Source organism: Amycolatopsis sp. NPDC005003 (assembly GCF_053600695.1).
In genome coordinates this window covers 1-18,960 of sequence record NZ_JBSGAI010000058.1, presented here as the reverse complement: position 1 = coordinate 18,960, position 18,960 = coordinate 1, and the positions used below count along the sequence as shown (strand labels likewise).

The following is an 18,960-nucleotide window of genomic DNA, read 5'->3' as shown; positions in this document are numbered from 1 at the left end:
GCTCCGGAAACCGGGGTTTCCCCGGCCCTTCCCACGAATTCCGCCGTATTACCCCGGCGCGGTCCGCGATGCGGGCCGCGCCTTTTTCGCGGCATCGACAAACCGCCTCCGTCGCGGGTATTTGTCTAGGGTGCGCGAGGGGGGCTCGCGGGCACGGAAACCGGATCGGTGGTCGTTCCGGGACGCGTGGAGGAGGGGTGCGGCGTGGCGGCCGACGGCGTGGGCGGAAACAACGCGGAATGGCCCGGCGGCACGGTCATGTCCCGGTTGCCGGGTGCGCTGGCCGGTGAACTGCTGGCGCTGGGGAGCGCGAAACCGTGCCCCGCCGGGACCGTCCTGCTGCACCAGGGCGAGCCGAGCACCCACGTTTTCCTGCTCGGGCACGGGAAACAGCCCCGGCTGGCCTGCGTCAAGGTCAGCGCCGCGGACCGCAACGGCACCGAAAGCCTGCTGGGCATCCGGGTGAGCGGTGATCTCGTCGGCGAGATGGGCGTGCTGCGGGAAGGCCCCCGCTCGGCCACGGTGACGGCGTGCCGGGCGATGACGGTGCACCGGATCCCGCTGGAGCACTTCCGGCTCTTCCTGCGGCGCCGGGAAGAAGCCTGGCGGGTGGTCTGCCACATGCTCGCCGACCGGCTCGACTGGGCGAACCGCCGTCGCCTCGACTTCGCCGGGTACGACACGGCGGTGCGGCTCGCCCGGGTGCTGCTCGAACTCGCCGTGCACCACGGCGCGCCCGGCGAGGCCGGGATCCGGCTGGGAATCCAGCTTTCGCAACCCGAATTCGGCAAGCTGATCGGGGCCGGCCGGGACGCGATCCAATTGGCTGTCCGTCAATTGAAGGAGAAGAACTACATCGCGTACCGATACCGGACAGTAACCATTCTTGACCTGAACGGGCTAAGGACGTTCGCTGATCCTGGCTAACGAACCGGTGCAGATCGCGGAATTTTCCGGAGTCTCGGTCACGGAGAGCAGGCAGACTCTGCGCTCACCTCCTACCGCCTCCGAAAAGGACAAGTACCTTGGCTCGCGGCCGCGATTTTTCCCGCCACCTGCTCGTTTCCATGGACGTACAAGGCTACGGCGGCCAGGACGACCGCCGGCACGCTTCGATCCAGTCCGGCCTGCTGGCCGTCGCGGACACCGCCGCCGCCCGGTGCGGCCTGGACCGGACGGCCTGGCACCGGCAGGGCGCCGGCGACGGCGAACTGGCGATCCTCCCGGCGGGCACGCCCGAACCGGCCGTCACCGACGACTACGTCCGCGAGCTGGCCGCGGCGCTCGCCGACCACAACCACGACCTCGTGGCCGGCGCCCGGATGCGCCTCCGGATCGCGATCCACCACGGCGTCGCGATGCCCGGCGCGAACGGCTGGACCGGGCAGGGCGTCGTGGGCGTGAGCCGCCTCGTCGACAGCGCACCGCTGCGCGCGGCCCTGCGGGCGTTCCCGGACGCCGGCCTGGCCGTGCTCGTGTCGCGGCAGATCTACACCGACGTCGTGGCCCAGCGCCACACCTCCCTGAAGCCGGGCGAGTTCCGGGAAGTCGTGGTGCGGCACAAGGAGTTCACCGACGTGGCCTGGCTCCGGGTCCCGGGCCACGACGTGCACGGCGCCTCCCTCTCGGCCGATCCGCCCGGGCAGCCGGTGGATCCGCCGGGCACCCGGGTGACCGCCGAGACAGGCCGGCACTACCGCGCCGAGGCGATCACCGTGGTCAACGGCAACGTCGACGCCCCGAACGCGGTCTTCGGGATCAAGCACGGCTCATGAGCGACGAGGAAGAACCGGCGGAGAAGCCGGCCGAGGTGCCGGAGCCGGCGCCCGGCGACGACGACACCGAACGGCTCGCCTGCGTGGTGAACCAGTTCAACGCCCCGATCTACGCCGACGGCGCCCGGTTCGGCACCGGCCCGCAGCGGCCGGCGCGGATCAAGGCGGCCACCGGCAAGCTCGACGACGCCGACGTCCGCGCGGAGCTGAGCCACTACGTTTCGCCCGCCTGCTACGACAAGGCCCTCGCCGCGCTGCGCAAGGACCACGTCGTCGGCCTGCACGCCGGCCAGGGCACCGGCAAGCGGGCCGGGGCGACGGCGCTGCTGCGCGAGGTCACGCACGGGCCGCTGTACCTGCTGTCCCCGATGATCGCGCTGAAGACACTGGCCGAGCGCGAGTACACGGCCGGGAGCGGCTACATCGTCGCCGACCGCATCGCGGAGCGGAAGGCCGCCGACGTCGACTTCACGTGGCGGACGATCCGCGACCGCGTCCGCGACCAGGATGCCTACCTCGTCGTCACCACCACCACGCCGGCCGAGCCCGGTGAAGTCGACGCCGTGACCCAGGTGCGCTGGGAACCGCCCGACCTCGGGAAAGTGCTGCGCGCCATGCTCGCCGGCCTCGACGACGCGGTGGAGCTCACCGCCCAGGTCCTGCGGGCGTGGCCCGACGGCGGGCGGCTGAGCGACCTGGTGGCCGTCGCGGCCGACCTCACCGAGGGGACGACGGTCGGCGACGCGCTGCCCAAGCTGGACGCGTCCCTCCACGACCGGGTCCGGGCCTGGTTCGACGAAGAGCGGGACGAGCGGGACTACCTGGCGGTCACCGCGCTGGCCTTCCTCGACGGGACGCGGCAGCGCACCTTCGAGGCCGCCCTCGGAAAACTCGAGCTGAAGCTCGCCGAGACGGTCCTGGCCGGGGAGCCGGACCCGCTCGAACGCCCGAAACCGGACCTGGTCCGGCAGCACCGGGTGAAGCTGTACGCCGAGGACAGCCTCATCAAGGTCGAGCGGGCCGGCTCGGACGGGGTCGCCCGGCACTGCCCCCGGTTCCGGGAGCCGCGGTACCGCCGGTTCGTGCTGGCCGAGCTGTGGGCCCGCGAAGAAGCCCCGTTCTGGGACGGTGTCGCCGCGTGGCTCGACGAAGTGATGCCCCAGGAAAGCCTGCGGGTCGCGGCCGGTCTCGCCGAACTCGCGAACTACGCCTTCGACGAGGTCGACGACATCCTGGCGCCGTGGGCCGACGGGCAGAAGGGCTGGGCGGGCCAGACCACCGCGACGCACGTCCTGTGGTTGCTGAGCTACGACGAGGCCCTGGCTCCGGAGGCGCTTCAGCTCGCCGCCCGGTGGGCCGGCCGCGGCACGCCCGCCGAACGGTGGACCGGGGCCATGGCGCTGAGCGGCGAGCTCGGCGCCCGCTACCCGCACGAGGCGGCGAACCGCCTGTGGCAGCTCATCCTGCAGAGCCACACGGTCACCGGCGACGCCCACGTGGCCCTCGCCGGCCTGTTCGTCACCCTCACCCGGCGCAGCGAAGACGCCGCCGTCGTACTGACGTTGCTCGACGGCCGGCTGAAGAAGCTGGCGAAGCCGGGTGCCACCCCGGCGTACGCCCGCGCCGCGATCCGGGCGATCCTCGCCGTTCTCTCGGCGCACGACCGGATCTCCGGCCGCCACGCCGCCACCGCGTACCTCTGCGGCGCGGGGGAGCGGACCGCGGCCGTCCAGGGCCGGCTGTGGGCCGCGGTGCTGCGCAACCGGCCGACCCGCAAGCGGGCGCTGACCGTGCTGCGGTCGGCCCTCGACGATCTCAAGCACCTCTGCGACGACCCCGTCGCAGTCGCGACTTCGCTGGGGCTGGCCATCTCTGCGGCCTTGCCGCCCGGCGAAGCCGACCTCCTCCGCGCGGACTTCGCCGCGTTCGAAGCCCGCACCCGCAAGGACAGTTCCCCGCTGGTCGAGCACCTGCTCGCCGCGATCGCCCACCTGCACCGAGAGGCTGCCGCTCTGCCATGACCGAGTCCTACCCGATCGTCGAGCAACGCTCCCTGGATCCCGCGCAGGTGAAGGGGAAGTTCTTCTGGCGCAAGGAATACCGCGAGCACGGCGAGCTGCCGCGGCCGAACGCGCACCAGGTGTTCGTCTACCGCGCCGACGGCGAGTACGTCCTCGACAGCGCCCAGCGCCGCCTCGACGAGGAACAGGTCGTCAACGCCACGCACGTCAGCCTGGTGGACCTGACCCGCGACGCCGAGGTGATCGTCGAGCTGGCCATCCCGTGCGCCGAAGCCGAAGACTTCACCATGCGCGTCACGTTCGTGTGCACGGTGACCAACCCGGTCAGCGTCGTGCGCGAAGGCCGCGGCGACGCCCAGACCCTGCTGCGGGCCTACCTCAAGAGCCACCACCGGATCTTCGAGCTCGGCCTGAAGTACCGCCTCGACGAGGTCAACGAAGTCCGCCGGGACGTCAACGCCCAGGTCAAGGCCTTCACCACGCTGAAGCCGCCGGTGATCTCCGGCATCGCCGTGGAGCTGCGCAGCGTCGAAGTGCTGACGCCGGACGAAGTGCGCCAGCTCATGGGCAACCGCCGCAGCCTCGAGTACCAGCACGAGCTGGACACGACGCAGCAGCGCCTGGACCACTCGCTGACCAAGGAGCGCCAGCACCACGACCAGTACCTGGAGCGGGACCGCAGCGGGCACGACCACCTGCTGAGCAGTGAACGGCAGGCGCACGAGCAGCAGCTGGAATGGGACCGCCTCCACCACTCCGGGGTCGTCGGGATCGAGCAGCAGCGGTACGAGCTCGACCGGCTGGCCGACCGGAAGGCGTTCGACCGCGAGCAGCGCGGGCACGACCGCGCGGAGGTCACGGCGCTGGCCGAGATCATCCGCGAGAACCCGGACAGCGCGCTGGCCAACGCCTACGTGGCCGGCTCGCTGGACGCGACGGATCTGGCCGAGCGGTTGCTCACCGAGAACCGCCACCGCGCCGAGCTCGAGCGCACCGACCGGCAGGCCCGGTTCGACCGCGAACACGAGGAACGGCTCTACGAGATCGAACGCCGCAACGAGCAGCGCCGCTGGGAACGGGAGCAGTCCCGCGAGGAGCGCAAGTGGAGACGGGAGGACCACGGCCTGGCACGCGCGGAGACCCGGCGCAAGGAGGAGATCACCCTGGAGGTGATCCGGGAGCTCGGCAAGCACGGCTACCTCGACATGACGAACCTCGACCCGAACATGCTGATCACCAAGCTGACCGGGGCCCCCTCGCGCGAGCGGCTGGAGCGGGGCTCCTCGGCGCCGCCCGCGCAGCAGGGCGCTCTAGACGACGGCGAAGACGACGACACCGGGGTGAGGGAAGAGGATGTCAGTTGACACCGAGGCGCCCACCCGGGGCGCCCTGCCCCCGGACGTCCCGCTGGGGACCTACCGGCCGGTGGACCCGCACCGCGGGCTCGGCAGGCGGCTGCGGGCGCTGGCCGGGATCCGCGAGGAGATCCTCGACTGGGTGCCGGAAGAGCGGCCGCGCTACACCCGGCTCGGCGCCATCATCTTCAACACCGGCCTGCTCGCCGGGGTGTCGCTGCTGGTGGCGCTCAGCGATCTGTCGACCGTGCCGTGGATCTTCCTGCTGCCGGCCGGCGCGCTGTGGGCCTACGTCATCATCAGCTTCGACGGCTGGCTGATCTCCAGCACGCACGGCATGCTCGGGGCGGGCAAGACCCGGGTGTTCGTGCCCCGGCTGGTGATCTCGCTGCTGATGGGGGCCGTGATCGCGGAACCGCTGCTGCTGTGGATCTTCCAGCCCGCCATCCACAAGGAGGTCCTCGACGGCAGGCAGCACGAGCTGTCCGCCTACGAGAGCCAGTACCGCACCTGCAACCCCGACGGCGCGCCGGCGCTCACCACCCCCGAGTGCGCGAACTACCAGCTGACCATCAAGAACTCGCCGGACGCGGCGCAGCGGGAGCTGGACAAGGCGGGCAAGAACCGGGACGCGGCGAAGTCGGAGTACGACGCCCTCTACGCGCAGTGGGACCAGCTGGAGAAGCTGGCGCGCGCGGAGTGCAGCGGCGCGCGGGGCGAGGGGCTCACCGGGGTCGCGGGCGACGGCCCCGAATGCGACCGGAACCGGCAGGTGGCGGACCGCTTCCGCACCGACAACCAGCTCGAGAAGCGGCAGGCCGACCTGACCGCGGCCAACGCGAACATCGACGCGTTGACCGCGAAGGTGGGCAGCGCCCGGCAGACCGCCGGCCAGCAGGTCAGCGAAGCCATCACCGCGAAGGTGACGTCGATGCGCGAGCACCAGGGCACGATCGGCATCCTCGACGAGGACGAAGCGCTCGGCCGGCTGTCGGACCGCAGCGCGCTGGTGTTCGCGGCCCAGTGGCTCGTGCGGCTGCTCCTGATCGCGATCGACTGCATGCCGGTGCTGACGAAGCTGATGAGCGGCTCGACCGCGTACGACGTGCTCGTTTCCCGGCAGGTCGAGGTCGCCCGCCGGCTGCACGACAAGCACGTCACGCTGCGGGAGCGGCAGGACACCGCCGACAACGACGTCTGGCTGCAGCGGACCGAGTACAACCTCCGGACGCGGGTCGACAGCATCGAGGAGGCCGACCGCACGGCGCGGGCGCGCCGGGAGTCGGACCTGGACGCCGAGATCGACCGGCTGGCGGCGAAGCTGCGCAACCAGCAGTGACCGGAGTTTCCGGCAATTATAACGAATGAATAACGAGCAGCCCCGGCGTTCAGGCGCCGGGGCTGCGCCATTGTGACCAACCGTGACGCCGCCGGTTGGGCTAGCTGGCCCCGCTCACCTGTTCGGCTCAGTGGTGCCCGTCAAATCGGCTCACTTCGTGGGAGATTGACCCGTTCGTGCCGGTTCTCATTCTTTGATCACGGCTGGACCGTTCGCTCGCTTGGGGCGAATATCCCGTCCAGGTCGGCTGACGTCAGCTTTCCGTTGTGCCCCAACGGTTTCCATCCGTGAGAACTGGGAGAACCATGCGAACGACCCCGTTGCGCCCTGGCCGGTGGCGGAAGGTGGTGACCGGCGCCGCGGCTCTGGCCCTCGCGGCCGGCGCGGTCACGTACACCGGTTCGGCCACCGGCGCCTACGCCGACGTCCGGACCGTCACCGATGCGAAGACCGCGTCCGACGGCAAGCAGTACTGGGTGCAGAACCACCTGGTGACCAAGGACCTCGCCCGTGCGGAGAGCGGCCCGCCCAAGAAGTGGCTGCTCGTCTGGGCCGGCGACGAGAACATCGCCGACACACTGGTCAAGGACGTCAAGAACCTGCCCGGCACCCTCGGCGGCGGGCTGAACAAGCTGAAGAACGCCCTGCCCGGCCCGGACTTCCTCGCGGTCATCGACGCGACGCCGGGTTCGCCGGCGTACGGCAAGGTGGTCAACACCGCCACCGTCGGCCCGCTGGTCGAGAACGAGCCGCATCACATGCAGTACGTGTGGCACAAGGGCGACACGATCTACGCCGGGGCGCTGTTCGCCGCCGCGACGTACGCCTTCGACGTCAGCGCGCTGCCGCAGCTGAAGCTCAAGGGCGTCAGCCTGCCGACGAACACCCTCGGCGGGAGCGTTCCGGACGCCTACTGGGTCCTCAAGGACGGCACCGCGTACGGCACGTACATGGGCGGCCCGGTCGCCCCCGGGCCGCACGCCTACGCCGACGGCTCCACCCAGGTCGGCAACGGCTTCGCGGGCAGCCCCGGCGAGGTCGTCCACTTCGGACAGAACGCGCAGGTGCTCTCGGAGTCCCCGGCCGCGACCCCGCAGGGCGACAACGCCAAGCTGTGCGACAACCTGCCGCAGCTGGGCAAGCCGACCTGCGCCAACCCGCACGGCATCCAGGCCCGCGAGGACCTGAACACGCTCGTCACGAGCGACTACGCCGAGCCGCGCAACATCATCCTCGACCCGGTGAAGCAGCCGTCGCCGTACCTGCGCCGGCCGACCGTGCGGACCTGGGACATCTCCGACCGCAACCACCCGAAGCTGAAGGCGGTGTCCTACCTGCCGGACGGCCCGCGTGCCGACCCGGCCGACCCGCTGCACGCCGAGAGCCGCGCGGTCATGGAGACCACGGTGACCAACCTGCCGGGCCACAAGGGCGCGTTCGCCCAGACCATGCAGGGCGGCGCGGTGTTCTACACGCCGGACATCACCGCGGCCGAGCCGCACTGGATCGAGGTGTTCGACGACGGCGCCGCCAACAAGGCGATCTACGCGAACAACGACTCCAACGGCGGCAGCTCGAACGGCGGCTGGATCCAGACTAGCCCGGACGACAAGTACCTGTACCGCGCGATCGTCGGGCGGCAGAAGGGCACCCTCTCGGCCGACGACCCCGGCACCACCGGCGGTGTCTACGTGCTCGACATCCAGAAGCTGGTCGACGCCGGCGACCGGGTCGAGGACATCGAAGGCCGGGTCGACACCAAGGCGAAGGCGCAGCAGGGCGGGGGCGGCGACCTGCCGGCCGTCGTCGGCGCGGCCCCGATCAACCCCGGCACGCCGGGCGCGGGCCCGCACTGGGGCGCCTACGACAACTTCGTGCTCGGCAGCGACGGTTTCTACCACGAAACGACGTCGCCGCAGCACCTCGCGGTGTCGAACTACTTCGTCGCGCGGTCCGGGCTCGACGGTGACCACAAGGTCAACCTGCTGAGCCTCGGGCCGGACGGGAAGGTCTCGGTCGACCAGAACTTCCGGGACGAGTTCACCGGGCAGGTCGGCATCAACTTCAACCGCAAGTCGTGGCCGCACGGAGCGTTCGGCAACGCGAAGCCGCACTCCGAGCTGTTCGTGGTCGCGGACGCGGACGTCAGGTAGACCCATGGACCACCACCACCCGGGGACCGGTTCGTCCACAGTGGACGCGCTCGCGCTCGTCCTGCGGCTGGCGCTGCTCCTCTCGACGGCGGTCCTCGCCGGCGGCGGCCTCTTGCGGCCGACGGCGGGGGAGCCGACGCGGGCGCAGCGGTGGACGCTGTCCGGCCTCGGCGGGCTGTCGGCGCTGCTGGCCGTCGTTTCGGGGCTCGCGGTCGGCGTCAACGCCGTCGCGCTGGTCGTGCACGTCGCGCTGGCGGCGGCCGTGCCCGTGCTCGGGCGGTGGCCGCGAGCCGGGCGCTGGGCGTCGGTCGCACTGCTGGCGCTGGTCGTGCTCGAGACGTCGCTCGGCGGCACCGGTGTCGGGTTCGCGCTCGACTCCGTGTTCGTCGCCGGTGCGGCCGTGTGGTTCGGCTTCGCGCTGGCCGGCCCGGTGGCGACGCCGTCCGTCCGGCCCGGGCCGCTGGCGATCACCCTCGGCGGGTTGTTCGTCGTCGCCGGGGCCGTGCGGTTCGGGTTGTCCGGGCTCGGGTTCGACCGGCGGCTGGTCACGACGGTCTCCGGGCTCGTGGTGGTGGCCGTGGTGGTGCTGCCCGTGGTGGTGAGCGGGCTCGCGGCGGTGCTGCGGGCCCGCGCCTACCGCGTCGGCGCGGCCGGGGTCGCTCTCGCGTTCCTCGCCTGGAGTGCGCTCGGCGCGATCCCGGCACCCCCGCCGCTGCCCGTGCCGGGTGTGCCGCTGCTCGCCGACGCGGGCGTTCCGGTGCTGGTCAGCCCGCAGCGGCCGGGGCACAACGTCGTCCACTTCCCGGCGAGCGCGGGCGACGACCTCGCCGCCGGCGTCCGCGGCGGCCTGATCGGCAAGGCGGTGGCCCGGCCCGGCGCGGAGGGCACCTGGGCCGACGTCGACCTGCCGCCCGGGCGCAGCGACCTGGAGATCCACCGCGGCGGCACGACCACGGTCGTCGAGGTCGACGCGGGCACCGCGCCCGGCCCTTCGATCGCGGACGCGGACGCGCCCGAATGCGCGTCGGCGGCGCTCGGCGGCCTGGTCGCCGGCCGCGCCGACGTGCTGGCCGCGTGCCCCTCCGACGCGCTGGCCCCGGAGGACGGGGGAGCGCTGGTCAAGCTGGTCGAGTTCCTCGCCGGCCGCAAACCCTCGGCCGTCACGCTGGTCGCCGACGACTCACCCCGGGGTGCCGCGGCCGCGAAGCTGGTGCGGGAAACCGCGGCGCGCACCGGGTTGGCGGTGCGGCCGGACGCCGGGCCGGACACCGCGCTCGTCGTCGTCTCCGGCTGGGCACCGGGGTACACGGCGATGACGCGCGCGGCCGAGCGGCAACGCCTCGAGCCCACCCACCAGTACGGGCTCTACCTGGCGCCGTGGCTGCTGAACGGGCCGATCGTCAACGCCGTGGCGAGTGCCTCGCTGCCGCTGCGGTTCGACCCGCGGGAAGCGACCGCGGTCGGGTACGCCGTCGCGGCCGGCAACCGCTTCGGCGGCGAAAGCCCGACCTTCGGCGGCTTCCGGAACTGGCTGGGGGCCGGCGGGACGGCGGGTGACGTCCAGCTCTTCGCCGCCGCCCAGGTCAACGCCATGCCGATGAACCCGGGTGAACCCCACGCGACCGGGATGATCATGGACCGCGACTACGCGGGCCAGTGGATCCCGGACGGGACCATCGTGCCGATCAAGACGGTCCTGCGCTGAATACCCTTGTTAGGAAAGGAAAAAGCATGAAACGTCTCGCTGCCCGCGTGCTGCTGCCGCTCGCCGCGGCCACGGCGTTGACCGGCCTGGCCGGCGGCGTCGCCAGTGCCGACCCGACGGACGGTTCCGGCTGGCTGGTCCCCGGCGTCGACCTCGGCAGTGTCCTCGGTCCGCTCGGCCAGCCGGTCGGCCTGCTCGCCCCCGTTTTCGGCCTCGTCACCGCCGTCTCCTGAAAGGGTGCCCGCCATGAAGAAGAGCCTCGCCCGCGCGGCCGGAGCCGCGATCCTCACCGGAGCGGCCCTGTTCGGCGCGGCCGCCCCCGCACTGGCCGACACCCCGGGTGTCGTCGTGGTCGACGAGCCGGACACCAGCGGCCTGAACAACATCTGGACGTTCGCGCCGCTGGGCGTGCCGGTGCTCGGCCTGATCCAGTCGGTCAACGGCGTCCCGGGCAAGCTCCTGCCCTCCTTCTGACCCCACGCCCGGGGCGGCGTTGATCCGGCGGATCCGCGCCGCCCCGGGCACCATGAAGACATGACGTCCGTCACGAAGCGCCTCACGGTGATCGCCGTCGTGCTGATCACCGCGGGCGCCATCCTGCTGTCGGTCGGCGCCATCGGCTTCCGGGCGACGTCGGATCAGCCCGACGCCAACATCGGCGCGGGGTTCGCCCTGCTGGCCGGGCCCTACGTCGTCGGTCTCGGGCTGGTGTTCGCCCTGTCGGCGGGCTTGACCCACCTCACGACACGCCGCCGCTGAGGTTCCACAGCGCCGCGGGCAGGTGATCGGCCAGCTCGGCGAGGTAGGCCGCTTCGGCGGTGACGTTCTGCCGCGTCGCGCAGCCCGGCCCCCAGGTCCGCGCCGCCCCGTTCTCGACGACGACCTCCCGCTGCGCGAACCGCGGGTTCGCCGCCAGCCAGCGGGCCAGCTCGGCGTCGAGCGCCGAGTCCGGCGGTAGCGTCGGCATCGAGACCGGCCGGCCCGGGACGATCCGCAGCTCCGGGCCCGGCGGCACGCGCACCTGCGTCACGTGGAGGTCGCGGAAGTGGATGTGGTCGTCGAAGTTCCGGTACGACTCCCGCGTGTCGATCGCGAGCACCGGCCGGCTCCCGAGGCGGAACTCGACCCACGGGTCTTCCGGCGCGCCCGTCAGCGGTCGCCCGGTCGGGTGAAAGACGCCGAAGGTGGGGGAGCCGTCGCTGAACGTGCCACCCCGTTCCGCCGCGAACGCCCTGAACCAGTGGTCCGCGCGGCTCGCGGCGGCCTTCCGCTGCGAACGCCACCAGATCGCGGCGGCCACCCCGGCCACGACCACCAGGACGCCGATCGTGAAGAGCGTCTGCATCGTCAGAAGTCCAGGTCTTCGCGGGTCTCCTCGACGGACTGGTCCCGGCCCGTCCCGTCGTAGCCGCTCGTCTTCTTCGCGTTCTTGACGTGGCTGTTGAGCTTGCCGAGGTGGTCGTTGACGGTCTTGGCGGGGTTGTCACCGGGGTTGGCCGGGTTGAAGCCGAGCACGCCCTTGACCGCCGCCTCGCCACCCTTCTTGAGCGCTTCGGTGGCGCCGGCCTTCAGCATCGTCTTCTTGTAGTCGACCTTGCCCGCGGCGTCGAGCACCGGGTTCTCGAAGGCCTTCGCCCAGCGCTTGCCGATCAGGCCCTTGTCGCCGACGGCCTTCTGCAGCAGGTCCTTGCCCTCGTTCTCCTGCGCGATCTTCGTCAGCGACTTGCCCAGCGTGGTCGAGGCGAACTTCTGCCGCAGCTTCCGGAGCCAGTCGAGCACCTTCTGCAGGAGCTCGCGCAGCTTGTTCACCTTCTGGGTGGTCTTCGCGGTGGTCTGGGCGGCCTTGACCTCGGTCACCGGGGCGGCGGCGGACAGCGAGGCCCCACAGGTCGGCACCGCGGCGGCCAGCGCCGGCACCCAGAGCAGGATCAGCCAGGTCACGAATTCGGTGAGGATGGCCTTGATCAGGTCCTCGACGAAGCTCATCAGCATGCTGTTGAGCTGCAGCATCCTGGCCAGGTCGCCGGACTTCCCGGCGACGCCCTCGATGCCGTGCGCGAACTCGCCCAGCGCCGTCTTCGCCGCGTTGCTCGCGTTGCCCTCCCAGTCCTTCAGCGACTCGTCGGCGACCTCGGCGAAGTTCTTGGCCAACTTGTCCAGCCCGGTGGCGATCGCGCCGAAGTTCTCCGCCGCGATCCCCAGCGCCGGCCCGTCACCGCTGACGAAGTGGATCGCGTCCTGGATCGGCTGGACGGCGTTGACCAGGAAGTTCAGCCCCTGCCCGACCAGCCAGCCGAGCGGGTCGGTGGCGATGTCGGTGATGGTGCTCGAACTCGACTGGATGAAGCTCGCGGTGTCGGTCGCGATCGTGCCGAGCGCGAGGGTGATGTCCGCGCCGTCGGGCTGCGGCGCGAACACGGCCTTCGTCACCGAGACGGCGTCCTTCCCGACGGTGACCGCGCTGCCGACGAACGGGGTCGCCTTGACCGCGTTGTCGACGTTCACCCCGAGCACGGTCTTCGGGTCGGCGGGTTTGACGGTGATCCCGCTCGCGACGTCTTCGACCTCGGCCATGCGTCCCCCTCAGTGCTTTCCCGGACCGTCGAGCAGGGTCTCGACCTGGCCGAAGAAGATCTTGTGGTCGTCCTCGACGCCCTGGTAGACGTTCGCCGCGTCGGTCAGCTTCGCCTGCGCCGAGGCCAGGCCGTCCGCGATCGAGGTCAGCAGCGAGTGCAGCTCGCGGAGGGTGTCGTCGTAGCCGCTCTTGGTGAAGAGGCCGACCACACCCCACGACTTGTCGCCGACGTCGGCCTGCGCGACCTTTTCGGTGATCTTCGCGCCCTGGTCGCGGTACTTGTCCAGGTCGCCGACGTACTTGTGCAGCGCGTCCACCCGGACGCGGTAGCCGTCGGGCATCAGTCCTCCTCGTCGAACAGGTTGCGCAGGAAGCGGTCGCCGGCACTCGGGCCGGCCGCCGGCGGCGCCGCCGGCGGATCGGCCGGGCGGAGCACGCGCTCCTCCGAGAAGTCCCGCGGTGCCTCCGGTGCCGCCTCTTCGGGGAGCTTCGACCGCAGTTCTTCGACGGTGGTTCCGAACGCCAGCGCCTGCGTCTCCAGGACCTGGTCGACCAGGCCGAGGTCGTCGCCCATGTTCTCCTCGACGATCACGGCCTGCCGCCGCGCCGCTTCGCCGACGGCCTCCCGCAGCGTGGCGAGGAGCGCGGCCGAAAGGGCCTGCGGGCCCTTGGCCAGCGCGGCCTCGGTGAACCTGACGTCCAGGACGGCCCCGCCGGGCCCGGTGACGACGGTGACGCCCCCGTCCGGCGACGCCGCGCTCGCCCGGAGCTCGGCCAGCTGCTGCTGCATGGCGCCCAGCCCGGCGAACCGGTCGTCGGCGGTGCGGATGCCCGCCTGGAACCGCTCGAACTCGGCCACCAGGTGCTCGAACTCGCCCGACATGCGCCCGCCTCTCCGTTTCGTGGTGCACCCATCGTGACCCTTCGGCCGCACTGTGACGCACGGAACGGCCGATCCGATCCCACTGCATCACCCGACCGGGTAATGGGTAGGTTTCGGCCGGAGAGGGAAGCAGGGGACAACGCGCGAGGAGTGTGTGATGACCAGCACCGAAGGGGCTTCGGGCCCCGCCGAAGAACCCAAGTCGACGGGCAGCCACGCGGCCCCGGAGGGAGCGGGCGTGCACCCGCTGATCGACCTGTCCCGCGACCCGAACCCGGGCAAGCCGGACCACGCCAAGCCGGACGAGGACTGAGGAAGCGGGGGCGGCTCGGCACCCGGCGCACCTCGTCGGAGGCGGTGCGCCGGGAAGCCGGGCTGCCCGGTGCCGGTCGGGGGCGCCGCGCGCCGGCCCGCGGCGCGGCCGAGGCCGCTCCGGCGGCGCACAGGGCGGGATGACCGTGTCGGGGAATGTCCCGTGGCCACCGGGCGTTGACCCACCTGTGCCGCCCGGCTCGTAGCCCGGCCGGGCCCATGCGCCGCGGCGTACGCGCCCGCGCGACCCGAGGCGTGGAATGTCCCGCAGCCCCGGGGCGTTGAGAGGTACGCTGGAGGTTCGTCGACCTACAGACCCCCCGCCGCCGTCCTCCCGGACCCGGGCGGGTATCTTTGGAGACCGTGCCCGGCATGCGTCGGGCCGCTCCGCGTGCCGTGCGCATGGGCGGGGTGCTCAGGCACCCGGTCACCGGCTTCGGCAGGTCGGGGTTCCGACGGAAATCCCTCCGGGAAGTTACCGGTCGAGAGACCGTGACGCGGGCCGACACGCCCGACCGCGGGGGCCGGTGAAGACACGAAGAAGCAGATCACGACAGGAAGCTGGTCCATTGCCCACGATCCAGCAGCTGGTCCGCAAGGGCCGCCAGGACAAGGCTGCCAAGCAGAAGACCGCGGCCCTCAAGGGGAGCCCGCAGCGGCGCGGCGTGTGCACCCGCGTGTACACCACCACCCCGAAGAAGCCGAACTCGGCGCTGCGCAAGGTCGCGCGTGTGAAGCTGACCAGCGGCATCGAGGTCACCGCCTACATCCCCGGTGAGGGCCACAACCTGCAGGAGCACTCGATGGTGCTCGTGCGTGGTGGTCGTGTGAAGGACCTTCCGGGTGTCCGTTACAAGATCATCCGCGGTTCGCTCGACACGCAGGGTGTCAAGAACCGCAAGCAGGCGCGCAGCCGGTACGGCGCGAAGAAGGAGAAGAGCTAATGCCCCGCAAGGGTCCGGCCCCCAAGCGGCCGCTGATCTCCGACCCCGTCTACGCCTCCCCGCTGGTCACCCAGCTGGTGAACAAGGTGCTGAAGGACGGGAAGCGGTCCCTGGCCGAGCGCATCGTGTACGGCGCGCTCGAAGGCGCTCGCGAGAAGACCGGCACCGACCCGGTCGTCACGCTGAAGCGCGCCCTCGACAACGTGAAGCCCACCATCGAGGTGAAGAGCCGCCGCGTCGGTGGTGCCACCTACCAGGTGCCGATCGAGGTCAAGCCGGGCCGCTCCACCACGCTGGCGCTGCGCTGGCTGGTCTCCTTCTCGCAGGCCCGCCGCGAGAAGACGATGATCGAGCGCCTGCAGAACGAACTGCTGGACGCTTCCAACGGCCTCGGTGCCTCGGTGAAGCGTCGCGAAGACACGCACAAGATGGCCGAATCCAACCGGGCCTTCGCGCACTACCGCTGGTAAGTAGTTCGGCATCGCCGCCCGTCCTTATGGGTATGCCATGCCGGGCCCCAAGCTTGAGAACAGGGGAACACTCTCGTGGCACGTGAAGTGCTGACCGACCTGAACAAGGTCCGCAACATCGGCATCATGGCCCACATCGACGCCGGCAAGACGACGACCACCGAGCGGATCCTGTTCTACACCGGGGTCAACTACAAGATCGGTGAAGTCCACGACGGCGCCGCCACCATGGACTGGATGGAGGAGGAGCAGAAGCGGGGTATCACCATCACCTCGGCTGCCACCACCACCTTCTGGGACGACCACCAGATCAACCTGATCGACACCCCCGGGCACGTCGACTTCACCGTCGAGGTGGAGCGCAACCTGCGGGTGCTCGACGGCGCGGTCGCCGTCTTCGACGGCAAGGAAGGTGTCGAGCCGCAGTCCGAGCAGGTCTGGCGGCAGGCGGACAAGTACGACGTCCCGCGCATCTGCTTCGTCAACAAGATGGACAAGCTGGGTGCGGACTACTACTACACCCTGCGCACCATCGAGGAGCGCCTCGGCGTCAAGCCGCTGGCCATCCAGCTGCCCATCGGCGCGGAGAACGACTTCGAAGGCGTCGTCGACCTGGTCCGCATGAAGGCCCTGGTCTGGCGCGGCGAGGTGCAGAAGGGCGAGGACTACACCGTCGAGGAGATCCCGGCCGACCTGGCCGACCGGGCCGCGGAGTACCGCGAGAAGCTGGTCGAGACCGTCGCCGAGACCGACGACGCCCTGATGGAGAAGTTCCTCGAGGGTGAGGAGCTGACCGAGGCGGAGATCAAGGCGGGCATCCGCAAGATCGTGATCACCCGCTCGGCGTTCCCGGTCCTGGCCGGTTCCGCGTTCAAGAACAAGGGCGTGCAGCCCATGCTCGACGCGGTCATCGACTACCTGCCGTCGCCGCTGGACGTCCCGGCCGTCGAGGGCCTGCTGCCCGACGGCGAGACCGTGGCGACCCGCAAGGCGTCGGTCGACGAGCCGTTCGCCGCGCTCGCGTTCAAGATCGCCGCGCACCCGTTCTTCGGCAAGCTGACCTACATCCGGGTCTACTCGGGCAAGGTCGCTTCCGGCGCGCAGGTCATCAACGCGACCAAGGAGCGCAAGGAGCGCATCGGGAAGATCTTCCAGATGCACTCCAACAAGGAGAACCCGGTCGACGACGCCCAGGTCGGCCACATCTACGCGGTCATCGGGCTGAAGGACACCACCACGGGTGACACCCTGGCGGACCCGCAGAACCCGATCGTGCTGGAGTCGATGACGTTCCCCGAGCCGGTCATCCGGGTCGCGATCGAACCGAAGACGAAGGCCGACCAGGAGAAGCTGTCCCTGGCGATCCAGAAGCTGGCCGAAGAGGACCCGACGTTCCAGGTCAAGCTGGACGAGGACACCGGCCAGACGATCATCGCGGGCATGGGCGAGCTGCACCTCGAGGTGCTGGTGAACCGGATGAAGTCCGACTACAAGGTCGAGGCGAACATCGGCAAGCCGCAGGTCGCCTACCGTGAGACGATCAAGAAGACGGTCGAGAAGCTCGACTACGTCCACAAGAAGCAGACCGGTGGTTCCGGCCAGTTCGCGAAGGTCATCGTGAAGCTGGAGCCGCTCGAGCGCACCGACGGCGCGCTCTACGAGTTCGACAACAAGGTGACCGGTGGTCGCGTGCCGCGGGAGTACATCCCGTCGGTGGACGCGGGCGCGCAGGACGCGATGCAGTACGGCGTCCTGGCCGGCTACCCGCTCGTCGGGTTGAAGTTCACCCTGTTGGACGGTGCGTACCACGAGGTCGACTCTTCGGAGATGGCGTTCAAGATCGCCGGTTCCATGGCGATGAAGGAAGCCGCGAAGAAGGCCGGCCCGGTGATCCTGGAGCCGATGATGGCGGTCGAGGTGACCACGCCCGAGGACTACATGGGCGACGTCATCGGTGACCTCAACTCCCGCCGTGGTCAGATCCAGGCCATGGAGGAGCGGTCCGGTACCCGCGTCGTGAAGGCGCTGGTTCCGCTGTCGGAGATGTTCGGCTACGTCGGCGACCTGCGGTCCCGCACCCAGGGCCGGGCGAACTACTCCATGGTGTTCGACTCCTACGCCGAGGTTCCCGCGAACGTCGCGAAGGAAATCATCGCGAAGGCGACGGGGGAGTAACTCCCCCAGCGCTCGCGGGCATTAAGGGACTCTCCTGAACGTCCGCAGCACCGACGAAGGAACAATCGTGGGGCGGCAGCCACGCCGCCCCACGAGCACAAAGCGAAATCAGTCCAGGAGGACATTCCAGTGGCGAAGGCGAAATTCGAGCGGACCAAGCCGCACGTCAACATCGGCACCATCGGTCACGTTGACCACGGCAAGACGACTCTGACCGCGGCCATCACCAAGGTGCTGCACGACAAGTACCCGGAGCTGAACGAGTCGCGGGCGTTCGACCAGATCGACAACGCGCCGGAAGAGAAGCAGCGCGGCATCACGATCAACATCTCGCACGTCGAGTACCAGACCGAGAAGCGTCACTACGCGCACGTGGACGCCCCGGGTCACGCGGACTACATCAAGAACATGATCACCGGTGCCGCCCAGATGGACGGCGCGATCCTGGTCGTGGCCGCCACTGACGGCCCGATGCCGCAGACCCGTGAGCACGTGCTGCTCGCCCGCCAGGTCGGCGTGCCCTACATCGTGGTCGCGCTGAACAAGGCCGACATGGTCGACGACGAGGAGATCCTCGAGCTCGTCGAGCTGGAGGTCCGCGAGCTGCTGTCCTCGCAGGAGTTCCCGGGCGACGACGCGCCGGTCGTGCGCGTTTCCGGCCTGAAGGCCCTCGAGGGCGACGAGAAGTGGTCCGAGGCCGTTCTCGAGCTGATGACCGCCGTCGACGACAACGTGCCGGACCCGGTGCGTGAGCTCGACAAGCCGTTCCTGATGCCGATCGAGGACGTCTTCACCATCACCGGTCGTGGCACCGTGGTGACCGGTCGCGTCGAGCGCGGCCAGATCAACGTCAACGAAGAGGTCGAGATCGTGGGTATCCGCGAGAAGTCGACCAAGACCACCGTCACCGGTGTCGAGATGTTCCGCAAGCTGCTCGACTCGGGCCAGGCGGGCGACAACGTCGGCCTGCTGGTCCGCGGTATCAAGCGCGAGGACGTCGAGCGCGGCCAGGTCGTCGTGAAGCCGGGCACCACCACCCCGCACACCGACTTCGAGGGCCGGGTCTACATCCTGTCGAAGGACGAGGGTGGCCGTCACACCCCGTTCTTCAACAACTACCGCCCGCAGTTCTACTTCCGCACCACCGACGTGACCGGCGTCGTGACCCTCCCCGAGGGCACCGAGATGGTCATGCCGGGCGACAACACCGACATCTCGGTCCAGCTGATCCAGCCGGTCGCGATGGACGAGGG

Annotated in this window: 19 protein-coding genes; 15 read left to right on the top strand and 4 right to left on the bottom strand. The window is 70.4% G+C overall.

What is annotated here, in order from left to right; all coding sequences use genetic code 11:
- Window positions 1-204: 204 nt before the first annotated feature.
- The 10 genes from ACWED2_RS42245 (at window position 205) to ACWED2_RS42200 (ending at window position 11,107) form a co-directional block, all read left to right on the top strand.
- Window positions 205-927, top strand: coding sequence for a Crp/Fnr family transcriptional regulator (locus ACWED2_RS42245; RefSeq protein ID WP_449696125.1), 723 nt, complete (start codon window positions 205-207; stop codon window positions 925-927).
- 140 nt (window positions 928-1,067) lie between these two features.
- Window positions 1,068-1,775, top strand: a complete 708-nt coding sequence (locus ACWED2_RS42240) for a hypothetical protein (protein WP_449696124.1) — start codon at window positions 1,068-1,070, stop codon at window positions 1,773-1,775.
- Window positions 1,772-3,796, top strand: a complete 2,025-nt coding sequence (locus tag ACWED2_RS42235; RefSeq protein ID WP_449696123.1) for a hypothetical protein — start codon at window positions 1,772-1,774, stop codon at window positions 3,794-3,796. Before ACWED2_RS42240 ends, ACWED2_RS42235 begins: the two co-directional genes overlap by 4 nt.
- A complete protein-coding gene (locus ACWED2_RS42230; protein ID WP_449696122.1) occupies window positions 3,793-5,160 on the top strand; it encodes a hypothetical protein in 1,368 nt (455 codons plus the stop codon). The genes ACWED2_RS42235 and ACWED2_RS42230 overlap by 4 nt, the downstream gene beginning before the upstream one ends.
- The gene (locus ACWED2_RS42225; protein ID WP_449696121.1) at window positions 5,150-6,490 is read left to right on the top strand and encodes a DUF4407 domain-containing protein; all 1,341 of its coding nucleotides are present in this window, start codon (window positions 5,150-5,152) and stop codon (window positions 6,488-6,490) included. Before ACWED2_RS42230 ends, ACWED2_RS42225 begins: the two co-directional genes overlap by 11 nt.
- Window positions 6,491-6,795: 305 nt before the next feature.
- The gene (locus ACWED2_RS42220; protein ID WP_449696120.1) at window positions 6,796-8,643 is read left to right on the top strand and encodes a hypothetical protein; all 1,848 of its coding nucleotides are present in this window, start codon (window positions 6,796-6,798) and stop codon (window positions 8,641-8,643) included.
- Between the two features lie 4 nt (window positions 8,644-8,647).
- Window positions 8,648-10,348 (top strand): hypothetical protein, encoded by a 1,701-nt coding sequence (locus ACWED2_RS42215; RefSeq protein WP_449696119.1) that lies wholly within the window; start codon window positions 8,648-8,650, stop codon window positions 10,346-10,348.
- A 26-nt stretch (window positions 10,349-10,374) separates the two neighbouring features.
- Entirely contained in the window at window positions 10,375-10,581 is a 207-nt protein-coding gene (locus ACWED2_RS42210; protein ID WP_449696118.1) for a hypothetical protein, read from the top strand.
- A 13-nt stretch (window positions 10,582-10,594) separates the two neighbouring features.
- Window positions 10,595-10,822, top strand: a complete 228-nt coding sequence (locus ACWED2_RS42205; protein WP_449696117.1) for a hypothetical protein — start codon at window positions 10,595-10,597, stop codon at window positions 10,820-10,822.
- A gap of 60 nt (window positions 10,823-10,882) precedes the next feature.
- Window positions 10,883-11,107, top strand: a complete 225-nt coding sequence (locus ACWED2_RS42200) for a hypothetical protein (protein ID WP_449696116.1) — start codon at window positions 10,883-10,885, stop codon at window positions 11,105-11,107.
- Here the strand turns inward: ACWED2_RS42200 and ACWED2_RS42195 are convergent.
- The 4 genes from ACWED2_RS42195 to ACWED2_RS42180 are packed head-to-tail and all read right to left on the bottom strand — an operon-like array spanning window position 11,088 to window position 13,806.
- Window positions 11,088-11,693, bottom strand: a complete 606-nt coding sequence (locus ACWED2_RS42195; RefSeq protein WP_449696115.1) for a hypothetical protein — start codon at window positions 11,691-11,693, stop codon at window positions 11,088-11,090. The two genes, ACWED2_RS42200 and ACWED2_RS42195, sit on opposite strands and share 20 nt — an antisense overlap.
- Before the next feature lie 2 nt (window positions 11,694-11,695).
- Window positions 11,696-12,922, bottom strand: coding sequence for a hypothetical protein (locus tag ACWED2_RS42190; protein ID WP_449696114.1), 1,227 nt, complete (start codon window positions 12,920-12,922; stop codon window positions 11,696-11,698).
- 9 nt (window positions 12,923-12,931) lie between these two features.
- The gene (locus ACWED2_RS42185) at window positions 12,932-13,264 is read right to left on the bottom strand and encodes a hypothetical protein (RefSeq protein ID WP_449696113.1); all 333 of its coding nucleotides are present in this window, start codon (window positions 13,262-13,264) and stop codon (window positions 12,932-12,934) included.
- Complete coding sequence (locus ACWED2_RS42180; protein ID WP_449696112.1) at window positions 13,264-13,806, bottom strand: YbaB/EbfC family nucleoid-associated protein; 543 nt, start codon at window positions 13,804-13,806, stop codon at window positions 13,264-13,266. Before ACWED2_RS42180 ends, ACWED2_RS42185 begins: the two co-directional genes overlap by 1 nt.
- 157 nt (window positions 13,807-13,963) lie before the next feature.
- Between ACWED2_RS42180 and ACWED2_RS42175 the strand changes: the two genes are divergently transcribed.
- From ACWED2_RS42175 to tuf, 5 genes are all read left to right on the top strand, one after another.
- Window positions 13,964-14,119 (top strand): hypothetical protein, encoded by a 156-nt coding sequence (locus ACWED2_RS42175; RefSeq protein ID WP_449696111.1) that lies wholly within the window; start codon window positions 13,964-13,966, stop codon window positions 14,117-14,119.
- Window positions 14,120-14,687: 568 nt separating this feature from the next.
- Complete coding sequence (gene rpsL / locus ACWED2_RS42170) at window positions 14,688-15,062, top strand: 30S ribosomal protein S12 (RefSeq protein ID WP_003102113.1); 375 nt, start codon at window positions 14,688-14,690, stop codon at window positions 15,060-15,062.
- A complete protein-coding gene (gene rpsG, locus ACWED2_RS42165; protein WP_003102106.1) occupies window positions 15,062-15,532 on the top strand; it encodes a 30S ribosomal protein S7 in 471 nt (156 codons plus the stop codon). Before rpsL ends, rpsG begins: the two co-directional genes overlap by 1 nt.
- A 75-nt stretch (window positions 15,533-15,607) precedes the next feature.
- Window positions 15,608-17,707 carry an elongation factor G gene (gene fusA, locus ACWED2_RS42160; RefSeq protein WP_449696110.1) on the top strand — a complete coding sequence of 700 codons (2,100 nt, stop codon included), beginning with the start codon at window positions 15,608-15,610 and terminating at the stop codon, window positions 17,705-17,707.
- A 129-nt stretch (window positions 17,708-17,836) separates the two neighbouring features.
- Window positions 17,837-18,960 (top strand): elongation factor Tu (tuf, locus tag ACWED2_RS42155; RefSeq protein WP_449696109.1); only part of this gene is annotated, 1,124 nt, incomplete at its 3' end.

Bases quoted from the DNA above. Each gene is read 5' to 3' on its own strand.
- ACWED2_RS42235 (WP_449696123.1), top strand. From the start codon at position 1,772: ATGAGCGACGAGGAAGAACCGGCGGAGAAGCCGGCCGAGGTGCCGGAG.
- ACWED2_RS42215 (WP_449696119.1), top strand. From the start codon at position 8,648: ATGGACCACCACCACCCGGGGACCGGTTCGTCCACAGTGGACGCGCTC.
- ACWED2_RS42240 (WP_449696124.1), top strand. From the start codon at position 1,068: ATGGACGTACAAGGCTACGGCGGCCAGGACGACCGCCGGCACGCTTCG.
- ACWED2_RS42205 (WP_449696117.1), top strand. From the start codon at position 10,595: ATGAAGAAGAGCCTCGCCCGCGCGGCCGGAGCCGCGATCCTCACCGGA.
- ACWED2_RS42230 (WP_449696122.1), top strand. From the start codon at position 3,793: ATGACCGAGTCCTACCCGATCGTCGAGCAACGCTCCCTGGATCCCGCG.
- ACWED2_RS42185 (WP_449696113.1), bottom strand. From the start codon at position 13,264: ATGCCCGACGGCTACCGCGTCCGGGTGGACGCGCTGCACAAGTACGTC.
- ACWED2_RS42225 (WP_449696121.1), top strand. From the start codon at position 5,150: ATGTCAGTTGACACCGAGGCGCCCACCCGGGGCGCCCTGCCCCCGGAC.
- ACWED2_RS42200 (WP_449696116.1), top strand. From the start codon at position 10,883: ATGACGTCCGTCACGAAGCGCCTCACGGTGATCGCCGTCGTGCTGATC.
- ACWED2_RS42190 (WP_449696114.1), bottom strand. From the start codon at position 12,922: ATGGCCGAGGTCGAAGACGTCGCGAGCGGGATCACCGTCAAACCCGCC.
- ACWED2_RS42175 (WP_449696111.1), top strand. From the start codon at position 13,964: ATGACCAGCACCGAAGGGGCTTCGGGCCCCGCCGAAGAACCCAAGTCG.
- ACWED2_RS42180 (WP_449696112.1), bottom strand. From the start codon at position 13,806: ATGTCGGGCGAGTTCGAGCACCTGGTGGCCGAGTTCGAGCGGTTCCAG.
- ACWED2_RS42220 (WP_449696120.1), top strand. From the start codon at position 6,796: ATGCGAACGACCCCGTTGCGCCCTGGCCGGTGGCGGAAGGTGGTGACC.
- ACWED2_RS42195 (WP_449696115.1), bottom strand. From the start codon at position 11,693: ATGCAGACGCTCTTCACGATCGGCGTCCTGGTGGTCGTGGCCGGGGTG.
- rpsG (WP_003102106.1), top strand. From the start codon at position 15,062: ATGCCCCGCAAGGGTCCGGCCCCCAAGCGGCCGCTGATCTCCGACCCC.
- ACWED2_RS42210 (WP_449696118.1), top strand. From the start codon at position 10,375: ATGAAACGTCTCGCTGCCCGCGTGCTGCTGCCGCTCGCCGCGGCCACG.